Source organism: Paenibacillus hemerocallicola (assembly GCF_006265175.1).
Lineage (GTDB): Bacteria > Bacillota > Bacilli > Paenibacillales > NBRC-103111 > Paenibacillus_AB > Paenibacillus_AB hemerocallicola.
Genome location: NZ_VDCQ01000061.1, coordinates 38525 through 64946, shown reverse-complemented (window position 1 = coordinate 64946; position 26422 = coordinate 38525). Strand labels below are relative to the sequence as shown.

Here is a 26422-nt window from a genome sequence, read left to right as displayed (position 1 = left end):
ACTATGGTCGGCCCGAACAGGGAAATCGACGCGAATAGTGCACATACCAACCTTATTTGGGGCACAATTGAACGAATTCCGCTTGAAATCCGGCTCGCTGAAGGATATAAGGTTGAAACAAGCACTATGGTCGGCCCGAACAGGGAAACCGACGCGAATAGTGCTGAAATCAACCTTGTTTGGGCATAATCGAATGAATTCCGCTCGAAATCAGGCTCGCTGAAGGAAATAAGGTTGAAACAAGCACTATGGTCGGCCCGAACAGGGAAATCGACGCGAATAGTGCTGAAATCAGATCAAGCTCACTGATAACCTCACTCAATATGGTAAAAATGAACATCATTACGCAAGAAGTAATAGGGCCCTCCATGGGTGTACTTTAGTTCATCATGACGCACGAGGCAATAGGATCCACCATTAGTGCAATTAGGTTCATTATGACCGGTTGTGCTGCTTCTGCCTTTGCTTCTGCCTTTGCTTCTGCCTTTGCTTCTGCCTTTGCTTCTGCCTTTGCTTCTGCCTTTGCTTCTGCCTTTGCTTCTGCCTCTGCTTCTGCCTTTGCTTCTGCTACATTAGCTACCGCCGCCGTCTCTCCGGCCACTCCGCATTCCGGATCGGGCAAGCGGTCCGCCTGCCGCTTGCCCAACCTGCTCCGTGGTCGATACGATCCGCCGATACGCACCGTACCGCGGTTCATTCCCGCTCAACCGTCCTTGCTCCGGTGCAGCTCCCAATACACGCCCTGCCGTTCCATCAGCGACTCGTGCGAGCCTTGCTCGGCAATTTTCCCGCGCTCCAGCACGACGATCAGATCGGCCTGGCGGATCGTGCTCAGCCGGTGGGCGACGACGACGCTCGTCCTGTTTTTCATGAGCCGGGAGAGCGCCTGCTGGATTTTGATTTCCGTGACCGTATCGATGCTGCTCGTCGCCTCGTCGAGAATAAGGATCGACGGGTCGGCCAGCACGGCTCTGGCGATCGCGAGCAGCTGCTTCTGGCCTTGGCTGATGCCGCTGCCGCCTTCGCGGATGAACGTGTCGTAGCCTTCGGGCAGCTTCGCGATGAAGGAGTGAGCATTGGCCAGCTCGGCGGCCCGCTCCACCTCCCCGTCCGTTGCCTCCAGCCTGCCATAGCGGATATTGTCCCGTACCGTCGCGTCGAACAGGACGGTATCCTGCAGCACGAAGCCCATATGGCGGCGCAGGCTTTGCCTCCGGATCGTGCGGATATCGCGGCCGTCGATGCGGATGTGCCCGCCGTTCGGCTCGTAGAATCGGGTCAGCAGCTGCACGACCGTCGATTTCCCCGCTCCGGTGGGACCGACGAGCGCGACCGTTTGGCCCGGCTTGATGCGGAATGTCAAATCCGTCAACGTATCCCCCTTGTCCCCATAAGCGAAAGATACGTGCGAAAATTCGATCTCGCCCTTCACAGCGGCCAGTTCGTCGGCAGAGTCTCCGTCGCTCTCCTTCGTCTCGGACAATATTTCGAACGCCCGCTCCGCCCCGGCTATCGCCGACAGCATCGTATTGATTTGCGTCGCCAGCTGGTTCAGCGGACGCGAGAACTGTCTCGCATATTCGGCAAAGGTGACGATGACGCCGACCGTGACGATCCCTTGGATCGCCAGCAGACTGCCGGCCGCGGCGATGACGGCGAAGCTCATATTGTCCAGCATGATGACCAGTTTGGAGACGAAGCCCGAATACGTCTGGGCCCAGTATGAGGCCGCGCGCAGCCGTCCGTTTCGCTCCCCGAATGCGGCTATTCTTTCCCGCTCGCGCGAGAACGATTTGACGATCAGCTGCCCGGATATCGTCTCCTCGATAAAACCGCCCAGCTCGCCCATATGCCGCTGCTGCTCCCGGAAAAGCTTGCCCGTGCGGGCCGTAATCCACTTCATGCCGGCGTACATGACAGGAATGACGGTCAAGCTGATTACCGTCAGCAGAGGACTGAGAACCAGCATAAATCCGAGCATCCCCGCGAATGTGACGACACCGGAAAACACTTGGATGAAAGAGCTGCTCAGCGTCTGGCTCACGTTGTCGATGTCGTTCGTCAGCCTGCTCATCAGCTCGCCGTGCTGCTTTTTCCCGTAGAAAGGGATCGGAACGGCGTGAAGATGCGCGAACAAATCTTCCCTCATCCGCGCGACCGTTCGCTGGGCGACCCCGATCATCCAATAATGCTGCAGCAGCGTCGCGCCCGTCTGGACCGCATACACGCCGGCCAAGCCCGCTAGCAGGACGAGCAGGTTCCCGCCTGCCCTGCGAACCAAATACGTATCGACCGCCACCCCGAGCAAATAAGGTCCGAGCAAGCCGGCCGCCGAGCTTAGCAGCACCATGAAGACGACCAGCGCCAGCAGCTTCCGGTGAACGCCCAAGTAGGCGCCGATTTTCCTCAATGTGCCGATGCGGTCGCTCCATTCGACTTTGCCTTTTTTCGGCGGCCCCCCGCCCGAGCGTTTCAGCCTCAGCAGCGGCATCGTGCCGTACCGCGAACCGACTCCCGGCATTTTAAGCATGATGCGCCGCCTCCTCCCGCTCGGACTCGACGATGAATCGGTACGTCTCCGAGCGCGCCAGCAATTCGCCGTGCTTGCCTTGCGCGAGCAGCTTGCCGTCCGCAAGCAGCAGCACCGTATCCGCCCACCTGGCCGCTTGCGCTTTCTGGGTGACGAGCAGCGTCGTACAGCCGCATGTCTTTAAGCCGGCGAGGAGCAGCGACTCCGTCCTGGCATCCAGCGCGCTCGTGCAGTCGTCGAGCAGGAGCAGCTTCGGCTTGCGCAGCAGCGCCCTCGCAATGGACAGACGCTGGCGCTGGCCGCCGGACAAATTGGCGCCCTTCTGCTCCAGCACCGCCTCATAAGCGTCGGGCAGCTGCATGATCGTTTCGTGGATTTGCGCAAGCTTCGCGGCCTCGACTACCTCCTCCATCGAAGCGTCTTCCCTCCCCCACAGCAAATTGTCCCGGATCGTACCGGCAAACAGCGTCGACTCTTGGGCAACGTATCCGATTTGCCGGCGCAGTACGCTTAACTCGATGTCGCGGATGTCCGTCCCGCCGACGCGCACGGTTCCCCGCCGAGCTTCGTACAGACGCGGGAGCAGCTGAAGCAGCGAAGTTTTGCCCGCCCCGGTCGCTCCCATGATGACGGCGGTCTCGCCATCGTTTACGCTGAACGTGATCCCGTCAAGCACGGCCGCCTCCGAATCGGGATACCCGAACGCCACGCCTTCAAATAACACATCCGCCCGGTCCGGCGGTATTCCGTCCGCGGCGGTACCGTTCGCGCCAAACTCGTTCGAACCCGCGGCCAGCACCTCCGCCGAGCGGCTAAGGGCCGCCCTTGCTATCGTCAAGCTCGTGATGATCATCGACAAGTACGCATAAGCCCCCGTTATGCGGATCGCATAGTTCAAGACGGCGACCACATCGCCCACTTCGGTTTCATAAGCCGTCACGCTGCGGCTGCCGAACCAAAGAATAAGCAGAACGCTCGCATTCATCAACAGCAGCAGGCCGGGAACCGTCATCTCGGACAGGCGGAGGGCTGCGGTCGAACGCCGCATGTAGTCGCCGTTCGTTTCCGCAAACCGGTTTTTCTCGTGATCGCCGCGCACGTATGCCCGAATCAGCCTCATGCCGATCAAATTTTCGCGTACGAGCCCGTTCAGCTTGTCCAGCCGCTCCTGAACGAGACGGAACAGCCGGAACCCTTTGCGGATCGTATAGCCGAGCACGACAACCAGAATGGGCGTGACGACGACGAGATACAGCGCCAATCGGGCGTCCACTGTCAGCGCCATGATCATCGAGCCGGCAATGAGCAGCGGCGCCCGGACGAATACGCGCAGTCCGAGAAAGACGGAATTCTGGATCTGGTTAATGTCTCCGGTCAGCCTCGTCATCAGCGAGGAAGGGGAGAAGGCGCGGAAGTCGGAGAAGGCCATCGACTGCAGCTTGCCGAACAACGCCCGGCGCATATCGTGGGCGAAGCCTTGGGCTACATCGGCGGCATAAAAGCTGTTGACGAGTCCGGCGGCAAAGCCGAACAGCGCCAGCCCGATCATCACCCCGCCCCACTTCAGGGCGGCGCCGACATCCTGCCGCAGGATCGCCCCGTCGATCAGCTTGGCCATCAGCAGCGGAAAGCAAAGCTCCACGACAAGCTCGACCAGCATCAGCGAAAGCGCGACGGCTGCCGAAATCCGATATGGCTTCAGAAAAGGGAGTAATGTACGCATCGCTTCACCCGGTACGCATCGGCGTTAATGGGCAACCGCCGCCAAGGAGTCCATAGAGTCCATACGGTGCGTTCAGGCTGATCCGGCCGATTCTGGAATAGAGCAGAGTCCGCCCTTTGTCCGGCCTTACCATGCCGCCACCGTTCCGTCGGTCCGGGAGTCGGTCCCGCCGCACAGCACGCCCGAATCGGGGTCTCTCCATATGACCTGCCCGCGGCCGAACGTGGTCGATTCCAGCGCGACGCGGATATCGTGGCCTTTGCGGGAGAGCGCCTGCGCGAGCGGAATCGGAAAGCCCGGTTCGACGAGCACCTCTTTGTTTCTCAGCCACTGCCACCTTGGAGCGTCGAGAGCGGCTTGGGGATGCAGATGGAAATCGATCGCGTTCGACACGACCTGCACGTGGCCCTGGGGCTGCATCGCCGCTCCCATGACGCCGAACGGCCCGACAGGCTCTCCGTCCTTGGTCAGAAAGCCCGGAATGATCGTATGGTACGTCCGCTTATTCGGCTCCAGCCGATTGTCGTGGGACGGGTCCAAAGAGAAGTAATGGCCGCGGTTTTGCAGCGCAATGCCCGTTCCCGGCACGACCAGGCCGGAGCCGAAGCCCATATAATTGCTCTGGATAAACGAGACCATGTTCCCTTCGCCGTCGGCGGTCGCCAAATAGACCGTACCGCTTTGCGTCGGCTCGCCCGCCTCCGGCTGCCCCGCCAGGTCCGTAATCAGGCTTCCGCGGAGACGCCCGTACGATTCGGTCAAAAACCGGCTCGCCTCGACAGTCATCCGCCGCCTGTCCGTAATATATTTCTCGCCGTCGGCGAACGCCAGCTTGATCGCTTCGATCTGCTTGTGGACGGTGTCCGCGTCCTCTCTGCCCCGAAGCTCGAAGCCTTGCAGAATGTTCAAGGCGATCAAAGCGACCAGCCCTTGCCCGTTCGGCGGAATTTCCCAAACGTCATAGCCCCGGTACCCGACCCGGATCGGGTCGACCCACTCCGGCTTGTAGGCTTCCAAATCGGCTTTGCTTAAAAAACCTCCGTAAGCGGCCACAAATTCGCCGATCCGATCGGCCAGCCCGCCTCTGTAGAACGCCTCCGCATTCGTCTCGCCGATGCGACGCAGCGTCTCGGCATGATCCGGGGAGCGCCACAGCTCGCCCGCGCGCGGCGCGCGGCCTTCGGGAGCGAAAGTGCCGAACCACGAACGGAATTCTTCTCCCGCGCATTTCCGATACGCTTGGAACGCGCGGCCCCATAGCAAGGCAAGCGTAGGCGACAGCGGATACCCTTCCTCGGCGTACCGGATCGCCGGCTCGAGCGTCTCGGCAAGGGATAACCGTCCGAATCGCGCGGATAGCTCGGCCCAAGCGGCGGGAGCGCCCGGAACGGTTACGGGAACGACCCCGTATTCGGGAATTCGTTCGTATCCTCGCCCCCTCACCGCTTCGATCGAGATCGAAGCCGGAGACGGACCGCTGCCGTTCAACCCGTGCAGCTTGCCGCCGGTCCAGACGAGGGCGAACGCATCTCCGCCGATCCCGTTCGAGGTCGGCTCCAGCACGGTTAGCGCCGCCGCCGTCGCGATGGCCGCATCGATCGCGTTGCCGCCCTTCTTCAAAATATCCAATCCGGCCTGCGCCGCCAGCGGCTGGGACGTGGCGACCATTCCGTTTATGGAGTAGACGGGCGCGCGATAAGAAGGATAAGGATGATAATGGGCATCGAACTGCATGGATCGGGCCTCCTGTTCGAGATGTTTTTAAGGATCGGGTAAAGAAAGTTGAAGATGAGCTTGCGGAATCGGGATCCGGGAAAGGAACGATTCCGTTATTTGCGATCAAGGGCACAATCGAAGGGAAACCATGACGGCCCCATCCTCTGCCATATAGTATAGAAGACTTTCGCGATCCGGCCGGGGTATTCCTCTATTTCCGGCGCGGGCTTATCCGTTGACGTCCAAAAAGGGTGTCTCGAATCCGATCGTCGGAAACACCCTTGATGGACAGCCGATTTATTTGATTTCGTCCTGGAAAATATTCATGCTCAAATACCGCTCGCCCGTATCCGGTGCGATGCTCAGCACCCGCTTGCCGGGGCCGAGCCTTCTCGCCTCCTGCAGGGCGGCCCATACCGACGCCCCGCTCGAAGGACCGACGAGTATGCCCTCCTTCGCCGCCAGCGCGCGGGTGGTCGCTATGGCGTCCTCGTCGGCCACCTGCACGATTTCGTCGTAGACGTCGCGGTTCAGGATGGCCGGAATAAATCCGGGGCTCGTGCCCACCAGCTTGTGCGGACCCGGCTTGCCGCCGGACAGCACCGGCGAGCCTTTCGGCTCGACTACGAGCACCCGAATGCCCGGAATGGCTTCCTTCAATACTTCGCCCGTCCCGGTGATCGTCCCCCCGGTGCCCGAAGTGGCAACGAAGGCGTCGAGCCTGCCTCCGGTCTGCTCCAATATTTCGAGAGCGGTCGTCCTCCGGTGAATGTCCGGGTTGGCCTTGTTCTCGAACTGCTGGGGGATGAAGCTGCCGGGAATGTCCTCGGCCAATTCGAGCGCTTTGCGGATCGCTCCGGGCATCCGCTCGGCTGCCGGCGTCAACACGACCTCAGCGCCGTACGCCTTCAATAAGTTGACGCGCTCCTTGGTCATGTTGCCCGGCATGACCAAGATAGCCCGATAGCCTTTCGCCGCAGCATTCATCGCGAGTCCGATGCCGGTATTGCCGCTGGTCGGCTCGATAATCGTCGCGCCGGGCCGCAGCAAGCCGTCCTTCTCCGCCTGGGCGATCAAGTTGTAAGCCGCCCGATCCTTCACGCTGCCGCTCGGATTGAAATATTCCAGCTTGACGTATACTTCGGCGTCCCGCTCGTCCGTCAACCGATTCAAACGGACGGCGGGCGTGCCGCCGATCAGCTCCGTGATGCTGTCAACCAATTTAGCCGCCACCTTGCGCCTCCTCCTTTATTGCAGCAAGTCCGGCTGCTCCTTGACGATACCTTGAAACATCGGCTGAAAATTGAGCCAACCGACGTACGGCGTCACCCGGTTCGCCACCTCCTCGGCATGCTTCGGACTGAGCGATACCGGCTTTCCGGCCGTCTCGGCCAGCAGCTGCACCTGGCACGCCTTCTCCATGGAAACGAACAAATAGGCCGCTTCGTCCACGCTTTGGCCGACAGTGACGATGCCGTGATTTTTCAGCAGCAGCGCCCGGTTGTCGCCGATCGCTTGAGCGAGGCTGTAGCCCTCTCCGTGCTCGAAGCTGTCATAAATTGCGTGTTTGTTGTAGAACACCGCCGCCTCCGCCGATATCGGGTCGAGCAGCCGGCCAAGCGTAGACCAGGCTCTGCCGTAGATGGAATGCGTGTGGACCGCCGATATGACGTCCGGGCGCGTCTCCAGAATCGGAATATGGATGAGCGTGCCGCCGCGATGAATGAACTTCGTGTTGCCCTCGACGATCTCTCCCTTGAAGTTGTAAAGGACCAGGTCGCTGGCCCGGATGGCGCCGAAGCTGAAGGCGTAAGGATTCGTCCAGTAGTGGTCGGTCCTCTCCGGGTCGCGCACGGAAATGTGCCCCATTACTCCTTCCTCGAAGCTGAGCTTGTGAAAAATGCGGCAGGCGGCCGCGAGCCGCTCCTTGCGATGCTGCCTCTCCTCCTCGAAGCTGGCGAATACGGGCGGCTGGGGTCTCGCTATGCCGGGCTGGGCGCCTTGTTGAGTCATGACGGATCTCTCCTCGCTTTAATGAAATAACGATCGTTCAAGCCTGCAAAGTAGCGGAAGCGGATTGTTCCCTGCGCGCCTTCGTATAGCGGTTCTCCGGGTACGTCAGACCGAGATTGCCGCGCAGCGTCGACGACTCGTAATCGGCGCGGAAAACGCCGCGGTCCTGCAAAATCGGCACGACTTGCTCGACGAAATCGCGCAGCCCTTCCGGATTGACATGCGGCGAAAGCACGAAGCCGTCCACGACGCCGGTCTCGAACAGCGACTGGATATTGTCCGCCACCTGAACCGGTGTGCCGATATAATTTCCTTTCGGGCTGATGACTCGCAGCGCAAGCTGGCGAAGCGTCAAATTTTCGTCCTTGGCCATTTTCAAATAAAGCTCCGCGGTCGATTTGAAGCTGTTTTTGCCGATATCCCCCAGCTCGGGGAGCGGTTCGTCCAACGGGAATTGCTTGAAGTTAAAGAAGCTGAAAAATCGGCTCATATATTGAATAGCCAAATCGATGTCGACGTATTTGCTCGTCTGCTCGTATTTGTAGTCGGCCTCTTCCTTCGTCTCGCCCACGATCGGCGTAATCGCCGGGAAGATGAGAATGTCGCCGGGCGAACGCCCGTAGGCGACCGCTCTGCGCTTGATATCCTCGGAGAACGCGCGGGCGGGCTCGTAATCGGTATATCTCGAATAAATGCCGTCCGCCTCGCGCGCGGCCAAATCCCGTCCTTCCTCCGAGCCGCCCGCCTGGAAGACGATCGGCCTGCCCTGAGGCGATCTCTCGATATTGAGCGGACCTTGCACCGAGAAAAATTCGCCTTTATGGTCGAGCGTATGCATTTTGTCCAGATCGACGTATTGGCCGCTCTCCTTGTCGCGGACGAACGCGTCGTCCTCCCACGAATCCCACAGCCCTTTCACGATTTCGATATATTCGCTCGCCACCCGGTACCGCAAGCCGTGCTCCATCAGCGTATCGTGGCTGAAATTGCGCGCCACGCCTTCGAGCGCCGAGGTGACGGCGTTCCAGCCGGCCCGGCCTCCGCTCAGCTTGTCGAGCGACGCCAGCTGTCTGGCCGTCGTGAACGGTTCGCTGTACGAGGTCGAGAACGTGCCGACCAAGCCGAGGTTTTTCGTCACCGCGGCAATGGCGGACAATACGGTCGCCGGCTCGAACCGGCTCAGAAAATACGGCGTCGAGTCTTTCGTTATATAGGCCGAATCGGCGTTGAACAGAAAGTCGAACTTGCCCGCCTCGGCGATTTTCGCCACCTCGATGTACAGATCCAGGTTGACCGCCGCGTCCGACGGCGTACCCGGATGCCTCCACCCGGCTATATTGGAGCCGAAGCCGGATAAGAAGGTTGCCAGCTTCAGCTGTTTCTTTTTGTTGATCCCGTTTCCCATAGTTGCCCCTCCCGCTCGTATGTGAGTGTTATTTGGCGATCCATTGATTCAGATCGAAATCTTTTTCCGCCAGCTTCTCCTCGACCAGAAACTTTTTGGAGCCTTCCAGCCGTTTCAGTCCCGCATCGGTGAAATTGACGGCCGAAATGCTGTCGACCGGGTACAGCTCCCTGACGCCCTCGAGCGGCGTACCGGTATTCTCTGCGACGAATTTGTAATACTCCTCGGCATGGGCCTTCAGGTCGTTCAGCGCCTTCAAGCGAACCTCGTTCCAAATTTTCGGGAAGTCGGGGAATTTGGACAAATATTTGTCCGTCGCCACGATCGCCGTCGTCGCCAGCAGGTCCGGATGCTTGCGGGCATCGTCCAATATCGTGTAGCCGCCCTTCTGCATCAGGTTATAGACCAGATAATCGGTCGCGGCCACCGCGTCGACCTCTCCGCGAGACAGCGCGGCCAGCGAATCCGCCGTGTTGCTGCCGATGCTGATCAGCTTGACGTCCTTGACGTTTTGCTCCTTCAGCAAGCCCACGATATACCGGTGCATGAGAGAGCCTTTGACGACCGCTACCGTTTTGCCTTTCAGCTCCGCGACCGATTTCGGACCGTCGTTTTTGGCGATCAGGACGCTGACCGATTCGATATCCGGCTGCGTAATGAGCTTCGTCTTGGCGCCGGTCGCCCGCGCGTTAATCGCCGGCGTGTCACCGGAGCTGCCGAGGTCGACCCGCTCGCTTATAACGGCTTCGTTCAGGTCCGGGCCGATTTTGAAGCCGGTCACCTTCACTTCCGTAATGCCGTACTTTTTCAGCTCCTCCTGGATGATGCCCTTGTAGAAGCCCCAGCCCTCGGCGCCGGTCGGCCATTTCGTGCTTCCCACGAAGCCGAAGTTCAGTACGGCCGGCACATCGCGCTTAGGCTCTCCCGTTGCGGGAGCCGCGCTTCCGCCGCTGCTTCCCTGAGTCAATTCCCCGCTTTTGCCGCATGCCTGCAGAACGAGAAGGATCAATAGTAGTGCCAATGCCAGTCCTAATTTTGCCGTTCCGTTTTTTCGTTTGCCCCTGCTCATCGTTGTCGTTCCTCCCGTAATAATCGTTTGTTGGTCGCGGAAGCGGCCGTCTATCCTTTATAGCTGTCCCGCCAGCCCAGCAGCTTGCGGTCCAGCAGCCGGACGAGCGAGTCGACCAGCTTTCCTATAATGGCGAAAATAATAATGCCTACGAAAATGAGCTCCGTACGCGAATTCGATTGCCCGAAATGGATCAAATAGCCGATTCCTTCCTTGGAGCCGATCATCTCGGCTACGACAAGCCCGAGCCACGAAATCGCCAGCGACAGCCGGAGACCGAGCAAAATGTTCGGTACCGACGACGGCAGCACGAGCCGCGTAATTTGCTTGAACCTGCTGAACTCCAGCACATCCGACACCTCGAACAGCTTGTTGTCCACATTGCGGATGCCGAGAAACGTATTGATGTAGAGCGGGAAAAACGCTCCGTTCGCGATGATGAACACCTTCGACGTCTCCCCGAAGCCGAACCAGAGAATGATCAGCGGAGAAAGCGCCAAATGCGGAATCATCCGCAGCATCTGAAAGGTCGGATCGAGATAGCTCTCCGTCCGCCGCGAGAAACCGACGAGGATGCCGAACGCGAGACCGAGCGCGCCGCCCACCGCAAATCCCGCCGCCGCGCGTTTCAAGCTGACGATGAGGTGACCGACCAGCTCGCCGGACGCGATCAGCTCACGGAAGGCGGCCGCGATCATGAGCGGCGTCGGAATGAAAAACGTATCGATTCGTCCGGCGTCCCCCATCCATTGCCAGCCGAGCACGACAAGTACGGGCAGCAGCCCTCCGAGTACCGCCGTGACGAGCCGCTCCTTCCATTTCAAGCCGAACGCCGATTTGCTCTCGCCCGCTGCCGCCGGTACGGCCAATACTTCCGCTTGCTCACTCATGGGTGCCCCCTCCCGCCTTTACCCTTGATAACTGTCTCGCCATCCGAGCAGCCTCCGTTCCAGCCGGCGCACGATCGAATCGGTCACTTTGCCGAATACGGCGAAAATGATAATGCCTACGAAGACGATCGGCGTCTTGCTCGAAGCCCGCGCATCCAGCATCAAATAACCGATGCCGGACGTGGAGCTCATCAATTCCGCTACGACCAAGCCGAGCCACGAGATGCCGACGGACAACCGCACGCCCAGCAAAATATTCGGCAAAGCCGCCGGCAGCACGAGCCGGACCAGCTGCTTGAAACGGCTGAACTCCAGCACCCGGGCTACCTCGAACAGCTTGTTGTCCACATTGCGGATGCCGAGAAACGTGTTGATGTAGACGGGGAAAAACGCCCCTTTGGCGATCATGAGAATTTTCGCCGTTTCGCCGATGCCGAACCATAGGATGAACAGCGAGGTTACCGCGAGGTGCGGAACCATGCGGATCATTTGCATGGAAGGGTCGAGCGTCTTCTCGGCATACCGGTACAGCCCTACGAGTGCGCCGAACAGAAAGCCGAGGCCTCCCCCGAGTGCGAAGCCCGCCATCGCGCGAGCGAGGCTGATCCACAGATGGCTCCACAGCTCCCCGGTCTTGGCCAAGGTGATGAATGCATTCCCTATGCGCTGCGGCGTAGGGAACAATAAGAACGAGATATAGCCCAAGTCGCCCAAAACTTGCCATACGGCAAGCACCGTTACCGGAAGCAAAGCGCCTGCCAGCCAAGTCTGCCACGCACGTTTGCCGCCGTCCCGTTTGCCGGGTCCCGATCTTCGCCCGATTTCGGGCGGAGCGAGACTCGCTTGATTAGCCGCCACCGCCGATTCCCCCTCTTCTTCTCATCTAAATGCCGGAGCTGTCGATCAATTCGAGCTCCTCGATTTTCTCGAACTGGCTCAGCACCTTCACCCGGAACTGCTGGAACGACGTGCTCGCCTTCTTGCGCGGAAAAGGCAGGTCGACGGTCACGATGTTGCGGATCTCGCCCGGCCGCGGCTTCAAAATGACGATCCGGTTGGCGAGAAAAACCGCCTCGTCGATATCGTGCGTGACGAAAATCATCGTCGTCTTGTTTTGCTGCCAAATGTCGAGCAGCACGTCCTGCATATGCGCCCGGGTGAAGGCGTCCAGCGCCCCGAACGGCTCGTCCAGCAGCAAAATCCGCGGGTTGCGCAGCAGCGCTCTCGCGATCGCGACCCGCTGCGCCATGCCTCCGGACAGCTCCCGCGGATAAGCTTTCTCGAACCCCTGCAGACGGACGAGCTCGATCAATTCGTCGACCTCGCGCCGCACCTCGGGCTTGTTCAAGGACAAATCGGCGGCGATGTTTTTCTCGACGGTCAGCCAAGGAAACAACCGGGGCTCCTGGAAGATGACCCCTTTGTCGATACCAGGCCCGGTAATGGGACGTCCCGACAATTCGACTTGCCCGTCGTGCCCGACGTCCAATCCGGCAATGATGCGCAGCAGCGTGCTTTTGCCGCAGCCGCTCGGTCCGATGACCGTGACGAATTCGCCTTCCTTGACCTGGAGCCGGACGTTATGGAGCGCGTGTACGGTTCCGCTGCTCGATTCGAATGATTTGTTCAAATTCGCGATGTCCAGCAAAACAGCGCTCATCTGTGAGTTCCCCCTTTGTAATGGACAAAAAAAAACAGAGACATCCTCTTGAATGAGAATGCCTCCGTCCGTACGGTCAGCATATTCGTATCCGATTCACCATAACCAACTAAGTAAATCGGATTAATTAGTTAACAGAGTATCACCTGATCCCGCCACTGTCAACAGTTTATAACCATTTTCCTAAAAATGTTGTTGATTACGTTGGTTTATCGGTATATATTAGTTCATATTGCAACTTAAAACCAGTTATTGGTTTCTTTTTGTTTGTAACCGAAATGATTTTCCCATCCCTTATCAACCTGTAAAGGAGCTGCGAATTCATGAATGCCAAACTTCCGGTTGAAGCGAATACGGCCCATGTCGACGATATCGATCGGGCGATTATTTCCGTCCTGCATCAGAACGGCCGCATCTCGTATACGGACCTGGCGAAGGAAGTCGAGCTGTCCCGCGTCGCCGTACAGGCCAGAATCAACGCCATGATCGAGAACGGGACGATCGAGCGGTTTACGTGCGTAGTCAATCCCGAGAAGCTCGGCATTACCGTATCCGCCTTCTTCAACGTCGAGGTGGAGCCCCAATATTTGATGCAGGCGGCCGATACGCTGGCCGACGAGCCCGAGGTCACTTCGTTGTACCATATGACCGGACCCAGCAAGCTTCATATGCACGGGCTGTTCCGGAACAATCAGGAGATGGAATCGTTTCTGCAAAACAAGCTGTATGCTCTGCCGGGCATTACGAGCGTAGACTGCCAAATCCTGATCAAACGTTATAAGAGTCGGATGGGGATGAAGCTGTAACGTTCGCAACGAATCCATACCCGGGAAGGAGCGCTCATGAAAACAGCCAGCTACGCCCAGATTTGCATGTCCATGCTGCGGACCGGACTTCTCGGTTACGGGGGCGGTCCATCCACCATCCCTCTCATTCGGCATGAAGCGGTCGAACGATATCAATGGCTGAGCGGCGAAGAATTCGGGGAGGTGCTGGCCATCGCCAACGCTTTGCCCGGTCCGATCGCCACCAAATTGGCCGCCTATTTGGGATACCGGCAAAAAAGATGGTCCGGGGCCTGCGTCGCCGTGCTCGCCCACATTTTGCCCACCTGTCTGGCCATGGTCGTCTTCGTCTCGGCGATCTCGACGTTCAGCGGTTCCCGCGTCGTACAAGGGATGATCGCCGCGGTCGTGCCGGTCGTCGCCGTTATGCTGGCAACGATGGCTTACGAATTCGGGGAGAAGGCCGTCAAGGGGCTCGGCCTGGCGTTCGGCGCGGCTTGCATCGTCATTTCCTACGTCCTGCTCGAGCTGCTTCGACTTCACCCCGCCGGCGTCATCGTCCTTTTCCTCGCTTACGGAGCCGTCCATAGCCGCATAGCGGCCCTGTGGCGGAAAAACCGCGCCGGAAAGGAGAAGGATACCCATTGGAATGGCTGAAGCTTGCGATCGGTTTTTTCGTCGCCAATGTGTTCGGTTACGGAGGCGGTCCGTCTTCGATCCCGCTTATGTACAAGGAAATCGTCACCCACTACGGCTGGCTCGATGCGGCCGGATTTTCCAACATGCTGGCGCTGGGCAATGCGCTTCCCGGTCCGATCGCAACGAAAATCGCCGCTTATGTCGGCTATGATGTCTGGGGCTGGACGGGCTTGTCCGTCGCCGTCGCGGCCACGGTCGTTCCTTCCGCCATCGCTCTCATTCTGCTTATCCGCGCGCTTAACCGTTACCGGACCTCGTCCGTCGTCAAAGGGATGACGCTCCTCGTCCAACCGGTTATCGCCTCCATGATGATCATCATGACCTGGCAAAGCTCCAGAACGTCCGTCCTGTCGATCGGCTGGATTCAGTTCGGCGGAATCGCCGCCGTCTCCTATTGGCTGATGAACCGCAAGAAGATTCACCCCGCCTTTCTTATTGTGGCGGCATTTCTATATGGCGGCCTTTTCTTGTCTTGACGACAATGCCTGGTTTGTTCGCTAGTACGTTCGTGAGTGCGTTCGACCTTGAGGACAGCCGTCACGCGCCGTCGTCACCTAGCGCGGGGGAGCCGCCGCACGGGTGTAGCAAGTCAAACATTTTGCTGGAAAGGGGATCACGCTTATGTCCAACCGGGACCGGATGATGCATTTGGGCATGTTTTACTTTACGAGCGGCCACCATCGGGCCGGCTGGAGACATCCGGACGCCCATACGGGCGGGCCGTTCCACGTACCGACGCTGCAGCAGACCGTCAGAACTCTGGAGCGTGCCAAGTTCGACTTCGTCTTCCTGGCCGATTTCCTCGTATCCGGCTACCATTCCTCCAATATCGTCATGCTGGAGCCGCTCACGCTGTTGTCCAATCTGGCCGCGGTTACGGAACGGATCGGACTGGTCGCCACGGCGTCCACCACCTACGACGAGCCTTATCGCCTTGCCAGGGCGATGGCGTCATTGGATCATTTGAGCGGGGGCCGGGCCGGCTGGAACGTCGTCACCTCCAGCCATCGGGATAGCGCCAAAAATTTCGGCAAAGACGAGCATATGGACCACGCGTTGAGGTATGAACGGGCGCGCGAGTTCGTGAAGGTAGCGAAAGGCTTGTGGGACAGCTGGGAAGACGACGCCTTTCCGATGGATCAAGCGTCCGGGGTTTTCGTCGATACGACGAAGCGGCACGTTCTCGACCATAAAGGCGAGCATTTTTCCGTAGCCGGTCCCTTGAACATCGCCCGTTCCCCGCAAGGCTATCCCGTTATCGTCCAGGCAGGGTCCTCCGAGCCCGGACAGGAGCTCGGCGCGGAATTGGCGGAGGTCATTTTCACCGCGCAGGACAATATCGCGGAGGCTCGAGCATTTTACGCCGCTATCAAAGGACGGCTGGGCAAAAACGGCCGCAAGGACAACGACATGCTCGTCATGCCCGGCGTGCTGCCGATTATCGGCGGAACCGAGAGCGAAGCAAGGGGCAAGCTCGAGCAGCTTCAGGCGCTCGTCGATGCCGATACGGCCGTCGACCTGACCGGACTGTCGGGGCTGATCGGAGCCGATTTGTCGGCCTACCCGCTGGACGGACCGCTGCCCGAGCTGCCGGAGACCGGCGTGATCAAAAGCCGCTCCAAGCTGCTCCGGGACATCGCCAAGCGGAACGACTTTACGATCCGTCAGCTCAACCAGTTCATCACCGTATCGCGCGGCCATTTCGTCGCGATTGGATCGCCCGAGCAGGTCGCCGACAAGCTGGAGCAATGGTTCCTCGAACGCGGAGCCGACGGCTTCAATGTCATGCCTCCGCACATGCCGGGAGGCCTGGACGATTTCGCGGAGCAAGTCGTTCCCCTGCTGCAGAAGCGCGGGCTGTTCCGGACCGAGTACGGAGGAAGCACGCTCCGCGACCATCTCGGCCTCGCCCGGCCAGCGAACCGGCATGCGGCGTCGGCCTCCGGGGAGTCAGTGTCATCGCAGCAAAGCGTGGATAGTTAGAGTCGGATCTATGCTCGTGAAACTAATACTTGTCCGGTTGACGGTTAGTGCCCAAACGGACCTTATCTTCGCGAAAAACCACACCCAACCGCCGAATAGCGCTCAAACCGACCTTATTCGCTCGGCTATAAAGTAATGTCGCTTGGGCACTAACAAGATGGCAGCAGACAGCAACCGGGATAGCGACAAATTAGCGGATATGTACTATAATGGACCTTATTCGAGTTTAATCCTACTATCCCTATGAAAATAATATTTGTATCTAATCACAAACTGGAGGCTTGCTATATGGATTTGGGCTTGAAGGGCAAGACGGCTATTATTACCGGGGGCAGCAAAGGAATCGGGCTTCACACGGCGATCGTGTTGGCCGAGGAGGGAGCGAATGTGGTCATTGTGGCGCGGGGAGCGGAAGATCTGGACAAGGCGGTCGCCGTCATCAAAGAACGGACAGGCGCCGATGCGCTGGCCGTCGTCGGGGACGTGACGTCCAAGGACGATGCGGAGCGGACGGTCGCGAAGGCGGTCGAGACGTTCGGCAGACTCGATATTGTCGTCAACAACGCCGGCACCTCCGCAGCCGCTCCGTTCGATCGGGTGGATGCGGACGCTTGGACGCGGGACTTGGACCTGAAGCTGTTCGGAGCGATCCATTTCTCCCGGGCGGCACTCCCTCATTTGCGCCAAGTCGGAGGCGGCTCGATCGTGAACGTTACGGCTTCGTTCGCCAAAACGCCGGGTGCCTCCTCTTTGCCGACGAGCGTCAGCCGAGCGGCGGGCATGGCGCTGACGAAAGCGATGAGCCGCGACTTGGCTCCGGACGGCATCCGCGTCAATACGGTCGGCATCGGCTTGATCCGCAGCCGCCAGATCGAGGCGCGCTGGCAGAAGGAAGCTCCCGGGCTGAGCTGGGAAGCGTACGCGCGCGACCCGAAGCACGACGTGCCGCTGGGAAGAATCGGCGATACGGCCGAAGCCGCGCGAGTCATCGCCTTCCTCGCCTCCGATGCGGCTTCATACGTAACCGGCACGTCTGTCAACATTGACGGCGGCAAGGCGCCGGCGCTATGACGGCATGGCTTGTCAATGGCATGCGCCGATGAATGTACGGCTTGAAGAGGGGCGTCGCCATACCGCACTATACGCTACTCCCGTCGGATCCAACCATTCGGCGGCCGCCAAATCAAAAGACGCCGGTCTCCCGGCGTCTTTTGGCCAATCATGAAGCGTGCTCATTCCAAGCGACCCGTCTCCAAATAAAGAGCAGTTCGCTCGTCAAGCCTCAAATCTCCGGCTTTGCAGCTGTCGGTCAGCTGCTCGGGCGTATGCGAGCCGATAATAGGGAAGACGGGAAACGGCTGCGCGAACAAATACGCCAGCGCCACTTCGGACGGCGACGCATTCAAACGCGAAGCGACCTCTCTTACGCGGTCGAGCCTGCCGAAGTTCGTCTCGTTGAAGTACACTTTGCCGACGGAAGTCGGCTTGCGCCCTTCGCCGGCATCTTCGCGGTTGTAGCGTCCCCCGAAAAAACCGCCCGCTTGGGACGAGAACGGGACCTGCGCCATACCGGCCTCGGCGTGGTAGCGCTTCGTCTCCTCATCCATGACGACAATCGTTTTGTCCGACATATTGTCCGTATTCGGCTGGGCCAAGCTCCACATGATTTGGCTGGCGCAAAACCCCGGCTTGCCCTTCTCGGCCGCGATGCTCTGCGCTTCCCGTATTCGCGGTAGCGACCAGTTGGAGCAGGCGAAGTGCCGGATTTTGCCCGCATCGGCCGCATCCAGCAAAATCTCCAAAATCTGCTCCACCGGTACGGTCGGATCGTCGCGGTGAAGCCAGTACAAATCGATGCAGTCGGTTTGCAGGTTTTGCAGACTGCCGTGCAGATCGTGCATAATCTCGTCGCGGGTGAGCCGGAAGAAGCGCTCGCCTGACGGGCAAGCCCCCTTCGTTCCGACGATAATCCGGCTTCGATTGCCTCTCGCCTTCATCCATTTCCCGATCGTCTTCTCGCTGATGCTTTTAACTTCGCAAGCCCAGTCCGCATAGTTGTGCGACGAATCCAAAAAGTTGCCGCCCAGCTCGACGAACAGGTCGAGCAATCGGAAGGACTCTTCCTCCTTCAGTCTGCTGCCGATCGGCGAGGTCCCCAAGCAGATGGGGGAAGCCACCAAATCGGTATACGGGATCGCTGCGTATTTCAACGCGCCGGCCTCCTTCGGTATTCAGCCATGACGGCAATAACTGCACATGTTTGCCAAATCCATCCTAGCAGATAAGTCCCGGTTTGAAAACGCTTTTCTGCCATCTTCCGAATACCGTCGCGGCTCCCGGGCTTTTAGGCTCCCGGCTAACGCAACAGGATAAGGTCCCGCCGTTCCGGCGTATCAACACGCAGCCGCCCTTAAAGACCATGCCCTCCGAGCAGCTCCCGCAAGTCCATCCGATACACATGTCTGCGGCCTTCATGCGCGGAATCGAAGCTGATTGCCGTTCCGGCCCGATTCCAGCGCGGATGCAGGTCGCAGCGTATATCGCCCGTTATGCCGGGAGGAGAGTAATAGGAGCCTAGCGTAATCCCGCGCTTGCGGATCAGATCGTATACGTACAGATGCCTCAGGCTGTCTCTGTCCGGGTAGCTGTCATACAGCATCCATCTCCCGTCGGGCGAATAGCTGCAATGGCCGTCGCTCGTAAAGTAGCCCTCATCTACGACCTCCGGTTCTCCGTCCTTGGATTCCTCATCCTTGTAGACATACAGCTGCCTCCCCTTCCTCCCCCCGCCATAAATGACGAAACGGCGGTCGTCCCGCCAGTGATAGTGGGACTGCATCGTATCCCCGGACAGGCAGCGCAGCCCGCTGCCGTCCGTATTCGCCGTCAGCAGCGCGGTTCGATGTCCTTTGCCGATCGAAGGAACCCATCTGGCCAGCAGCACAAATCTCGTTCCGGTCCGATTGAACGTAATATGGTTCAAGGTCAATTTGCTTTCTTCCATATGAAAGATCGGCTTCAGAAACGCCCATATCCGTTCCAGGCTCAGTACGAGACGGCTTTGTCCCGTACCGAGATCGATCAGGAACACGCCGTCCTCCGCCGGATGCAGCTCGGTGCGGTAACGATCCGCAATATCGGCATAGCCGTATCCCGAACGGAAATCGAACATTCTGGCGAAATTGATGCCCAGAGCGTTTCTCCCCGCCGGATCGACGTTGGCCACCGGCTGTTCCAAATGCCGGACGGCTCCGGTCCGCACATGGCGCACGACGCCGTGATAGCATCCATCCATGACCCTATTGTAGATCACTTCGTCGTCGGGAGCCGCAGGGTTCCATTGCAGCATCGAGCCTTGCTGAAAATTCCAGGCGCCCGTCTCCCCGAGCGGCGTATACTTGCCGCCGTCAAGCTCGATGAACCCGATCTCGGCTCTGTCTCCGGCTTGCTGCAAACGGTCGCAAAACGGTACCCGGTGGACGAGATGACGGCGGTCGCTGCCGCTGAATGCCGGATTGTCGTAATACCCATAGAACGCATGGCGATCTCCGTCGGAAATCCGTTCGGACGGAACAAGCTCCCGTTTTCGGAATGCGGGTTCGATCATTTGGCGATACCTCCGTTTCATCGCTGCCGGCCTGCCGATCGTCCGCAGACTACTTCTGCAGCTCGGCCAGCAGCTTGTTGATTTTATCGTCCGCATCTCTCAGTGCGGTATTCACGTCCATCTGTCCGCCGAACACCTTCAACATATTATCCTGATATGGCGTTCGCGCCTGCCTCTCGTAAGGCGAGAATTTAGGTGCGGCGACGATGCGGCCCTTGAATATGCCGGCCAGGTTTTTCTGCTTGATGTTGAGACTGTCCAGCTGCGAGCCGAACTGCCGGTTCATCTCCGGATTCGCGAGCGTCGACATCTGGGCGAACTTGGCCGAAGCGAGAAGCTGCACCTCATCGGAGGTGACGACGTTGATGACCTGCATCGCCTGCTCCTTGTGCTTGCTCGTCTTGGCGATAATCATCACCCACGCGTCGACCATTCCGCTGACGCCGGGCCGATTCGCGTGACTCGGGTATTGGGCCACGTCCCAATTCGTGAAGCCTTTCCGCGCTTCCGGCTCGATGGAAGTGAAGACGTTCGTCGTGGCAAGCATCGCGACCGTCTTCTTCCCCCAGAAATCGCCGCGGCCCGCTTTCCCGTCCCAATTGCCCGGTATGGCCACGATGCGCTGCAGCAGCTCGGCGACTTGCTTCCACGCGGCGTTCGTCACCTGGGATTTGCCCGTCTTGGCATCGACAATCGTCAGCGCGAGCGGGTAGGCCGGACGCAGCACCCATTCCGGATGCAGCCCGGTATATTGCACCCCGCCTTCATTTCTCGCCAGCCGGCGCGACAGATCGATAACGTTGTCCCACGTAAGTCCGTCCGTCGGATAGCCGACGGCAAACTTGTCGAAAATGTCTTTGTTGTAGTACAGCGCATTGAAATTTTGCGAGAAAGGCATGCCTACAAGCCATCCTTCATCGGAAGCGACGCGCACCGAGTCCAGCACCGCCTTGTCGAACCGGTTCAGGTCGGCGCCCGTCTGCTTGACCTGGGGCGTAATATCGGTCATCAGGTCATAGGCGAACAATTCGCCCATCGAGCCGTTCGCGTGCAAAATGATGTCGGGAACGTTGCCGCCGGCCATCCAATCGCCGATCGATTTGACCGGATTGCTGCCGCCCATCGGGATATATTCGATCGTGATATGCGGGTACTTCCGCTTGACCGGTTGTACGACCGTCTCCTGGAACTGGACCTCGTTGTTCAAATGGGCGCTCGCCGACGCGCCGATCCGGATCGTGACCGGTTCGTTGACGACCGCCGCCGGCTTTCCCTCTTCCCCCTTGTCGTTGCCGCTGCAGCCTGCCAGCAGCCCGGCCATGACCGCCAGCAGCCCGGCCATGACCGCCAGCAGCAGTCCGGGTCTTCGCATCTTCATCGTCTTGACCTCCCTTTGCATTCGTACGGGTCATTGACAATCGTGGACAATTCAAGTAAATTTACAGCAAATTCGAACCGTGGACAGGTGAACGCAATGTCGATAACCTTCACTCCGCTGCCCGAGCCATACAAGCTCGTGCATCTGCTCTCCCGGGAAAAGGGTTACCGCTTACCCGAGCATGACCACCCGATGTTCCAAATCATCTGGGTGACGAAGGGCGTCCTGTACGTGACCCATAACGGAGTCCATCACCGTCTGGGGAGGGGGCAGCTGTGCATCATCCCTCCTTTTCACCCGCATGCGCTCGCTTCGGACGACGGCTACCTCCAAATCGGCATCGATTTGAACGAGCAGCACGACAAGAGGGGGATCGTCGCCCTGATGGAGAAGCAGGTCAAGGATTTCGTCGTGCTCGACCGCTCCGACCGACTGGCCGCGATTCCCGAGCTGGAGGAGCAGAACAGGCAGTTTACTCTGCTGGCCAAGCTGCAGACGGCCGCCCTGCTGGATTCGATGCTGTTAAGCTGCCTGCAGATGCTGGACAGTCAGACGAGCTTCCGGTCGAAAATGGTCGTTCTGATGAATCTCCATTTGGCCGACAACCTGAGCCTTAGCGAGCTGGCGTCCCGTCTCGCCGTCAGTCCGTCCACCCTCGAAAGAATCGCCAACCGGGAGTTCGGCTGCAGCGTCATGGGCCTGTATCATCAGCTGAAGCTCAACAAAGCGTGCTCGCTCCTGCTCCATTCGGAACTGAGCATGAAGCAAATCGCCGAAACGCTGGGCTTTTTCGATCAGGCGCATTTCTCGCGATTTTTCAAGCAGAAGATGAACGTCACCCCCGCTCAATTCAAGAAGAGCAACGCCTTGTAAAAACGGTTCAACAGCAAGCCGCGCATTCGCGAAAATGTCAGCATGCCCTTAACGCTTATCGGATCCGATACTTTTGAGTATAGAGTATAAATGAGAGCGCATCCATTGACGGCATGCGCAAATTATTTGTATATTTCAGTCATCCACTCACGGCCAAAATCAGGAGTAAAGGGCAGACCCGACAACAAACGATACGCTACGAAGGAAATTCCCGCCGCGCACAGCGAAAAGCAGCCGCGACACAATCGCGGCTGCCCATTTTTCTACTATCGAAGCCGAACGGAGTACTGATACAGCTCGCCCGGAAGCCCTTTGAATTCCAAGACGCCATCGCTAATGAGCCTCCACATCCGGTAAGAGAGGAACGAGTCGCCGACCAATTGATTCGTATGCTCGAACACCTCGGCGACGACGCGGCCCGCCTTGACGAATCCGTCCTCACCAACCTCATACCGAAGCTTGCGCACCGCACCCGTTATACCGCTATCCAGCACTTCCTCCGCGACTCCGACAATCCGCCCGTTCCGCCAAAAGCGAAGCGTATGCGCTTGCCCGGACAGCTCCAGCCATTCCGCTTCATATTGCCGCCTCTCGTCCGACTCCATAGGAGCTAACAACTCGAAGCGTCCCACGATCTCCCCGTAAATTTCCCTGGGAATAAGGCCCAAGGCGTATGGCGGCTCGTCTCCAGCATAAGGCGAGAACGATTTGCAAGCGTCCGAAGCGTTCACGACGCGCACCGGCCCCTTGCGATCCCCCAGCAGATGCAGGGCGAATCGCAAGCCTGTCTGGTCATGGGCATTATCGGCGCACCAAATCGTCACGGACTTGCTTTCGGGTATGCTACCGAGCGTTTGAATCATTTGCTCGATCCGATTCTCCCGGTTAGCGAAGCTGGAACCTCTGTGCGAGGGGAACCGCTCGTTCATCCATTGCTCCCTGCACCGCTGCCCCTCCTCTTGATCCAAATTCCCGATCGGTCCGACGGAGAACAAGTCGTTAAACGCCAACACTTCATTCTCCAGACGTTTCCCGAGCTCGCTTAACGTTACTTTTAACGAACCGGCGTCGGACAAGGCGAACACGATATGGACATGGCGTCGCATCTCGTCCGCACCCAGCCTGCTTCTCCGCGATTGTTGCTCGCGCTCGCTCCACAGCCGCAGGATCCGGTCTGCAAGCGTCCTCCGCTCCGCTTCCCCTTCGGCGGCACTTTGCGCCGTCATCCGCAGAACGTCATCCAAAATCGAATTGACCTCTCCGTGCTGCAGTTCTCTCAGCTTCTTCCGGAAATCGTCCAACGCTCTCCCTCCTTCAACCGAAGAACAGCCCTTACGGCTGCGCAGACCTAAACTCCTCCAATGCCCGGACATATTTGACGTGCCATACCGCCCAATGTTCTTTCCGATCCTCTATCGTCCTGCCGTCCAGCAGCGCTTCGATCACATCGAGACATACGTGCCAGCCGGCGAGATCCTTCGAAGTGTGATCCGTAAGCTTGGTCATAAACTCGATGAACACGAGCCGACAGCCTTCCGGCTCCGGATACAGCTCGAAACGGACGCGATCCTCGCCCCATGTATACTCCAATACGGAATTCGTTTTAAGCTCGAGGATGATCATTTCCTCGAAGGTGCCGTCCTGCATGTCAAACTTGATGCTCCCGCCCTCCCGAAGATCGTCGACCCGCAGCTCGGAAAACCATTTGGCAAGCTTTTCGTTTTCCGTGAGCGATGCCCATACCTTTTCGACGGAATGCTTCAGACGACGTTCGTAGCGGGCGGTATATCCGTTTTCCGCTTTTTGAATAACGGCCAACATGGCAAGTCCTCCTTTGTCATACGCTGGATTGGCAAAGCGAAACGATTTTGCTTCGAAATGAAGTAAAGCTCACTTTCTTACATTACCATTCGGTTATATACCTGTAAAGAAATATTTCATCCACAATCGCTGATACAACCGACTTCACGTCTGCGGTGCGGGAACGGAGATCGGACATACGCCACTCATGTCACGGGCTGGCGATAGTGAACCAAATTTGCTTATTTGTGAACCCCATTACGCTATTTTGCCCCGTTTCTCGGCAAATGGAACGATAGTAAACCAAAAGTAGCTGTTACTGAACTCAAGTTCACTAACAATGAGATTAGGTTCACTATTCGCTGATTACGCACATCCAGCAATCGATTAGCGAATTGAGGTTTACATATAGTGATCATTGGTTCAATAATGCCATCCCGATTCCACGACGAGCCAATGCAGATTCGACAGGCACAAGCTTGTTGACCTCCGTCTTTTTCGGATGCTACTCTATGTTTAGTTTAAAAAGGAGGCGTTGTGATGGATAGCCATTTGAAGCTCAGGGCGAATAATGGAGGGACTGGCGCATAGTCGCCCGGTAAACTGCGTGCTTCCCCTCCGAGAAGGAAGGGATCTTACATGTTGCAAAACGACTTCAATCACGGGACGAGTCAAAACGGCGGCACAAACGATGCCGGCAACGAAAACGAAAAGCTGCTGTCGCCATCGAAATCCGTGCACCGACGGGACAATGTCGTCTTCCGTCCCGTACATCGTTGGACGTCCAGCGTCCATACTTTGTTGCGGCATCTGGAAAAAATCGGATTCGGGGCGGCTCCCCGCATCGTCGATTCGGGATTCGACTCGAACAATCGAGAGATGCTCGGTTATGTCGAAGGCGACTTCGTGCATCCCGGTCCTTGGAGCGACGAAGCCTTGATGGAAGTCGGCCGCTTGCTGCGACGGCTCCATCGGGCGACTGCCGATTATCGGCCGTCGGCGGAGGCCGAATGGCAGCCTTGGTTTCTGCGCGAGCTGGGCGGCGAGAACGGGTATGTCATGAGCCACGGCGACGTAGCCCCATGGAATACGGTTACAAGAGGCGGCATGCCAGTCGCGCTCATTGACTGGGAATATGCCGGCCCCATCGACCCGATGGTGGAGCTCGCGCGAGTGTGCTGGCTGTTTCCGCAGCTTCACGACGACGACGTCGCCTCGATGGCCGGTTTGCCGCCATTGGAAGTCCGGGCCCGGCAAGTCCGGCTGCTCGCCGATGCTTACGGCGCTTCCGCGGACCAGCGGCGCGGTCTGCTGGATCGCATCGTAGCGGTCATCGTTCACGAAACCGCCGAAGAAGCGATCGAGCGCCATGTCGTTCCCGACAGTCACGGTCCGCTCTGGGGGTTCGCCTGGAAAGCCCGATCCGCCGCCTGGATATTGCGGAACCGCGCCGTACTGGAAAGCGCTTGGGCGGGAGAGTAAGCTTCAAGGCGCGCGGATCCGGCCGCAGCCATTGCCATGCGGCACGGTATAGCGCGCACGGTATGGGGCAGCTCCCGTCAAAATTTACGCAAAAAAAGAACCTGCATCTCCACTTTATGTGGATTTGCAGGTTCTTTTGCTTGAAATAATGGGCCCTCTCCTTTAGGGCTCCTTTAGGGCTCCTTTAGGACTCCTTTAGGGCTCCTTAGGGCTCCTTTGGGGCTCCTTTAGGACTCCTTTAGGACTCCTTCAGGGCTCCTTTAGGGCTCCTTTAGGGCTCCTTTAGGGCTCCTTTAGGGCTCCTTTAGGGCTCCTTTAGGGCTCCTTTAGGGCTCCTTTAGGGCTCCTTTAGGGCTCCTTTAGGGCTCCTTTAGGGCTCCTTTAGGGCTCCTTTAGGGCTCCTTTAGGGCTCCTTTAGGGCTCCTTTAGGGCTCCTTTAGGGCTCCTTTAGGGCTCCTTTAGGGCTCCTTTAGGGCTCCTTTAGGGCTCCTTTAGGGCTCCTTTAGGGCTCCTTTAGGGCTCCTTTAGGGCTCCTTTAGGGCTCCTTTAGGGCTCCTTTAGGGCTCCTTTAGGGCTCCTTTAGGGCTCCTTTAGGGCTCCTTTAGGGCTCCTTTAGGGCTCCTTTAGGGCTCCTTTAGGGCTCCTTTAGGACTCCTTTAGGGCTCCTTTAGGGCTCCTTTAGGGCTCCTTAGGGCTCCTTAGGGACTCCTTTAGGCGGACACCATGTACAGTCAGCCTTTTTTTCTCCGGCCGTGTCTATCCTATCCTCCCGGTCTACTCCTGAAGCAAGCATAGCGGAAAGGTATTCC

General features: G+C 58.5%; 24 protein-coding genes. 8 read left to right on the top strand and 16 right to left on the bottom strand.

What is annotated here, in order from left to right; all coding sequences use genetic code 11:
* On the top strand, window positions 1–189 hold a 189-nt coding region (locus FE784_RS41655; RefSeq protein ID WP_218103839.1), incomplete at its 5' end, for a hypothetical protein.
* Window positions 190–379: 190 nt separating this feature from the next.
* Here FE784_RS41655 and FE784_RS41225 read toward each other — a convergent pair.
* The 11 genes from FE784_RS41225 to FE784_RS31200 form a co-directional block, all read right to left on the bottom strand.
* Entirely contained in the window at window positions 380–622 is a 243-nt protein-coding gene (locus FE784_RS41225) for a hypothetical protein (RefSeq protein ID WP_176706658.1), read from the bottom strand.
* Window positions 623–703: 81 nt separating this feature from the next.
* A complete protein-coding gene (locus FE784_RS31245; RefSeq protein ID WP_139606192.1) occupies window positions 704–2530 on the bottom strand; it encodes an ABC transporter ATP-binding protein in 1827 nt (608 codons plus the stop codon).
* Window positions 2523–4253, bottom strand: a complete 1731-nt coding sequence (locus FE784_RS31240) for an ABC transporter ATP-binding protein (protein ID WP_139606191.1) — start codon at window positions 4251–4253, stop codon at window positions 2523–2525. Before FE784_RS31240 ends, FE784_RS31245 begins: the two co-directional genes overlap by 8 nt.
* Window positions 4254–4379: 126 nt before the next feature.
* Window positions 4380–5987, bottom strand: a complete 1608-nt coding sequence (locus tag FE784_RS31235; protein WP_139606190.1) for a gamma-glutamyltransferase family protein — start codon at window positions 5985–5987, stop codon at window positions 4380–4382.
* A 279-nt stretch (window positions 5988–6266) separates the two neighbouring features.
* On the bottom strand, window positions 6267–7202 hold the full coding sequence (gene cysK / locus FE784_RS31230) for a cysteine synthase A (protein ID WP_139606189.1): 936 nt from the start codon (window positions 7200–7202) through the stop codon (window positions 6267–6269).
* 15 nt (window positions 7203–7217) lie between these two features.
* Window positions 7218–7982: a class II aldolase/adducin family protein gene (locus FE784_RS31225; protein WP_139606188.1), complete on the bottom strand. Its 765-nt coding sequence runs from the start codon at window positions 7980–7982 to the stop codon at window positions 7218–7220.
* Between the two features lie 37 nt (window positions 7983–8019).
* Complete coding sequence (locus FE784_RS31220) at window positions 8020–9387, bottom strand: LLM class flavin-dependent oxidoreductase (protein WP_139606187.1); 1368 nt, start codon at window positions 9385–9387, stop codon at window positions 8020–8022.
* 28 nt (window positions 9388–9415) lie between these two features.
* Complete coding sequence (locus FE784_RS31215) at window positions 9416–10456, bottom strand: ABC transporter substrate-binding protein (protein ID WP_139606186.1); 1041 nt, start codon at window positions 10454–10456, stop codon at window positions 9416–9418.
* 50 nt (window positions 10457–10506) lie between these two features.
* Window positions 10507–11346, bottom strand: a complete 840-nt coding sequence (locus tag FE784_RS31210) for an ABC transporter permease (RefSeq protein WP_139606185.1) — start codon at window positions 11344–11346, stop codon at window positions 10507–10509.
* An 18-nt stretch (window positions 11347–11364) separates the two neighbouring features.
* Entirely contained in the window at window positions 11365–12204 is an 840-nt protein-coding gene (locus FE784_RS31205; RefSeq protein WP_425465578.1) for an ABC transporter permease, read from the bottom strand.
* 25 nt (window positions 12205–12229) lie between these two features.
* Entirely contained in the window at window positions 12230–13006 is a 777-nt protein-coding gene (locus FE784_RS31200; protein ID WP_139606184.1) for an ABC transporter ATP-binding protein, read from the bottom strand.
* Window positions 13007–13329: 323 nt separating this feature from the next.
* On the opposite strand from FE784_RS31200, the gene chrS reads away from it, so the two are divergent.
* From chrS to FE784_RS31175, 5 genes are all read left to right on the top strand, one after another.
* Window positions 13330–13812 carry a chromate efflux transcriptional regulator ChrS gene (chrS, locus tag FE784_RS31195; RefSeq protein WP_139606183.1) on the top strand — a complete coding sequence of 161 codons (483 nt, stop codon included), beginning with the start codon at window positions 13330–13332 and terminating at the stop codon, window positions 13810–13812.
* A gap of 36 nt (window positions 13813–13848) precedes the next feature.
* A complete protein-coding gene (gene chrB / locus FE784_RS31190) occupies window positions 13849–14448 on the top strand; it encodes a chromate efflux transporter ChrB (RefSeq protein WP_246132276.1) in 600 nt (199 codons plus the stop codon).
* The gene (chrA, locus tag FE784_RS31185; protein WP_139606182.1) at window positions 14436–14966 is read left to right on the top strand and encodes a chromate efflux transporter ChrA; all 531 of its coding nucleotides are present in this window, start codon (window positions 14436–14438) and stop codon (window positions 14964–14966) included. The genes chrB and chrA overlap by 13 nt, the downstream gene beginning before the upstream one ends.
* Before the next feature lie 145 nt (window positions 14967–15111).
* Window positions 15112–16473: an LLM class flavin-dependent oxidoreductase gene (locus FE784_RS31180; protein WP_139606181.1), complete on the top strand. Its 1362-nt coding sequence runs from the start codon at window positions 15112–15114 to the stop codon at window positions 16471–16473.
* Window positions 16474–16761: 288 nt separating this feature from the next.
* Entirely contained in the window at window positions 16762–17544 is a 783-nt protein-coding gene (locus FE784_RS31175; RefSeq protein ID WP_139606180.1) for an SDR family NAD(P)-dependent oxidoreductase, read from the top strand.
* 161 nt (window positions 17545–17705) lie between these two features.
* Here FE784_RS31175 and FE784_RS31170 read toward each other — a convergent pair whose 3' ends face one another.
* From FE784_RS31170 to FE784_RS31160, 3 genes are all read right to left on the bottom strand, one after another.
* Window positions 17706–18683: an aldo/keto reductase gene (locus tag FE784_RS31170; protein WP_176706657.1), complete on the bottom strand. Its 978-nt coding sequence runs from the start codon at window positions 18681–18683 to the stop codon at window positions 17706–17708.
* A 200-nt stretch (window positions 18684–18883) separates the two neighbouring features.
* A complete protein-coding gene (locus tag FE784_RS31165; protein ID WP_139606178.1) occupies window positions 18884–20080 on the bottom strand; it encodes a TolB family protein in 1197 nt (398 codons plus the stop codon).
* A gap of 49 nt (window positions 20081–20129) precedes the next feature.
* Window positions 20130–21458 (bottom strand): ABC transporter substrate-binding protein, encoded by a 1329-nt coding sequence (locus FE784_RS31160; RefSeq protein ID WP_176706656.1) that lies wholly within the window; start codon window positions 21456–21458, stop codon window positions 20130–20132.
* A 96-nt stretch (window positions 21459–21554) separates the two neighbouring features.
* Between FE784_RS31160 and FE784_RS31155 the strand changes: the two genes are divergently transcribed.
* Window positions 21555–22331, top strand: coding sequence for a helix-turn-helix transcriptional regulator (locus FE784_RS31155; protein ID WP_176706655.1), 777 nt, complete (start codon window positions 21555–21557; stop codon window positions 22329–22331).
* A gap of 266 nt (window positions 22332–22597) precedes the next feature.
* Here the strand turns inward: FE784_RS31155 and FE784_RS31150 are convergent, their stop codons facing one another.
* Together FE784_RS31150 and FE784_RS31145 are read right to left on the bottom strand one after the other, a co-directional pair.
* Window positions 22598–23632, bottom strand: a complete 1035-nt coding sequence (locus FE784_RS31150) for a DUF1835 domain-containing protein (protein ID WP_176706654.1) — start codon at window positions 23630–23632, stop codon at window positions 22598–22600.
* Between the two features lie 31 nt (window positions 23633–23663).
* A complete protein-coding gene (locus tag FE784_RS31145; RefSeq protein WP_139606174.1) occupies window positions 23664–24152 on the bottom strand; it encodes an SRPBCC family protein in 489 nt (162 codons plus the stop codon).
* Between the two features lie 618 nt (window positions 24153–24770).
* Here FE784_RS31145 and FE784_RS31140 point away from each other — a divergent pair.
* A complete protein-coding gene (locus FE784_RS31140; RefSeq protein ID WP_139606173.1) occupies window positions 24771–25613 on the top strand; it encodes an aminoglycoside phosphotransferase family protein in 843 nt (280 codons plus the stop codon).
* The last annotated feature ends 809 nt before the right edge of the window (window positions 25614–26422 follow it).

What these genes read in the sequence shown, in the direction of transcription:
- chrB (WP_246132276.1), top strand. Translation starts at nt 13,849, where the DNA reads ATGAAAACAGCCAGCTACGCCCAGATTTGCATGTCCATGCTGCGGACC.
- FE784_RS31220 (WP_139606187.1), bottom strand. Translation starts at nt 9,387, where the DNA reads ATGGGAAACGGGATCAACAAAAAGAAACAGCTGAAGCTGGCAACCTTC.
- FE784_RS31180 (WP_139606181.1), top strand. Translation starts at nt 15,112, where the DNA reads ATGTCCAACCGGGACCGGATGATGCATTTGGGCATGTTTTACTTTACG.
- FE784_RS31225 (WP_139606188.1), bottom strand. Translation starts at nt 7,982, where the DNA reads ATGACTCAACAAGGCGCCCAGCCCGGCATAGCGAGACCCCAGCCGCCC.
- FE784_RS31200 (WP_139606184.1), bottom strand. Translation starts at nt 13,006, where the DNA reads ATGAGCGCTGTTTTGCTGGACATCGCGAATTTGAACAAATCATTCGAA.
- chrS (WP_139606183.1), top strand. Translation starts at nt 13,330, where the DNA reads ATGAATGCCAAACTTCCGGTTGAAGCGAATACGGCCCATGTCGACGAT.
- FE784_RS31235 (WP_139606190.1), bottom strand. Translation starts at nt 5,987, where the DNA reads ATGCAGTTCGATGCCCATTATCATCCTTATCCTTCTTATCGCGCGCCC.
- FE784_RS31215 (WP_139606186.1), bottom strand. Translation starts at nt 10,456, where the DNA reads ATGAGCAGGGGCAAACGAAAAAACGGAACGGCAAAATTAGGACTGGCA.
- FE784_RS31210 (WP_139606185.1), bottom strand. Translation starts at nt 11,346, where the DNA reads ATGAGTGAGCAAGCGGAAGTATTGGCCGTACCGGCGGCAGCGGGCGAG.
- FE784_RS31160 (WP_176706656.1), bottom strand. Translation starts at nt 21,458, where the DNA reads ATGAAGATGCGAAGACCCGGACTGCTGCTGGCGGTCATGGCCGGGCTG.
- FE784_RS31140 (WP_139606173.1), top strand. Translation starts at nt 24,771, where the DNA reads ATGTTGCAAAACGACTTCAATCACGGGACGAGTCAAAACGGCGGCACA.
- FE784_RS31175 (WP_139606180.1), top strand. Translation starts at nt 16,762, where the DNA reads ATGGATTTGGGCTTGAAGGGCAAGACGGCTATTATTACCGGGGGCAGC.
- FE784_RS31240 (WP_139606191.1), bottom strand. Translation starts at nt 4,253, where the DNA reads ATGCGTACATTACTCCCTTTTCTGAAGCCATATCGGATTTCGGCAGCC.
- FE784_RS31245 (WP_139606192.1), bottom strand. Translation starts at nt 2,530, where the DNA reads ATGCTTAAAATGCCGGGAGTCGGTTCGCGGTACGGCACGATGCCGCTG.
- FE784_RS31145 (WP_139606174.1), bottom strand. Translation starts at nt 24,152, where the DNA reads ATGTTGGCCGTTATTCAAAAAGCGGAAAACGGATATACCGCCCGCTAC.
- FE784_RS31165 (WP_139606178.1), bottom strand. Translation starts at nt 20,080, where the DNA reads ATGATCGAACCCGCATTCCGAAAACGGGAGCTTGTTCCGTCCGAACGG.
- FE784_RS31155 (WP_176706655.1), top strand. Translation starts at nt 21,555, where the DNA reads ATGTCGATAACCTTCACTCCGCTGCCCGAGCCATACAAGCTCGTGCAT.